A 777-nucleotide genomic window follows, 5' to 3' on the forward strand; every position below is an offset into this window, starting at 1 on the left:
GTGCACTCGCCGTTTTTTTCCTTCACTCATTTGCTGTCATCCTTTCACGGACCACAGCTTAAACCATCGTCTCAAATTCGGGATCCACTATAGTATGGGGCGTAATGTAGGATGGGTAGGTGGACAAGGTGGCGCAGCCCTTGGCAACCCTGCCGTAAATAATATTCAACTTGTCATCCGCAATGGTAATCAAGTGATAACAGGTTTTCCAATTCGTTAAGGAAATAAAATGTACTACATAAAAGACAACTGCCCTGTTTGCCGTACCGGCGTAATTGGCATCCGTCGTTGTGCAGACGGGCACAATATTGTGTTGATGTGCGACGAGTGCGAGACTGTATGGGCTTCGCCGATGCAGGTTTCAACAGCAACGGCTTTAGAAGCAGTTCCGCCAAGTTTCGACGTTCAGGAGCTGGGAGTTGCTATTGCAGGAGGGGCTGCAGCATGGGCGACCCACGCGGAAGTGACTGGCATCGGATGGGACGGATATGTCGCAGGAGAGCAACCAAACGAATAGCTACAGATGCGTTTGGCAATGCGTTGGGCAGCAGCTTGGCAGAGTCCTTGCAACCGACGCCATCGACGCCAGCCAAGTCCTTCTCGGGCTCGATTGATAGGGGCCCAGAATGGTTGCAAAGCTGGAAGGCAGCGAATCCGAACGGCAGTACTGTCGTAGAAAACACTACCGGTAGTTGTCAACAAAGTTGTCGCGTCACTTCATGCAGCCAGCTTCACTAATTCAGGTTCAGCCCGTTCCGGATTGAGCCAAACCTCGTC

General features: G+C 51.6%; 2 protein-coding genes. Both read left to right on the forward strand.

The genetic code is table 11. The annotated features are described in order from the left end of the window. Positions 1 to 220, forward strand: a 220-nt coding sequence (locus tag H7U20_RS30070) for a hypothetical protein (RefSeq protein WP_233410453.1), incomplete at its 5' end; no start/stop codon positions are given. Positions 221 to 229: 9 nt separating this feature from the next. Continuing rightward, positions 230 to 517, forward strand: a complete 288-nt coding sequence (locus H7U20_RS02405; protein WP_199518025.1) for a hypothetical protein — start codon at positions 230 to 232, stop codon at positions 515 to 517. Positions 518 to 777 lie beyond the last annotated feature (260 nt).

Source organism: Rugamonas violacea (assembly GCF_016461825.1).
Classification (GTDB): domain Bacteria; phylum Pseudomonadota; class Gammaproteobacteria; order Burkholderiales; family Burkholderiaceae_D; genus Rugamonas.

What these genes read in the sequence shown, in the direction of transcription:
- H7U20_RS02405 (WP_199518025.1), top strand. Translation starts at nt 230, where the DNA reads ATGTACTACATAAAAGACAACTGCCCTGTTTGCCGTACCGGCGTAATT.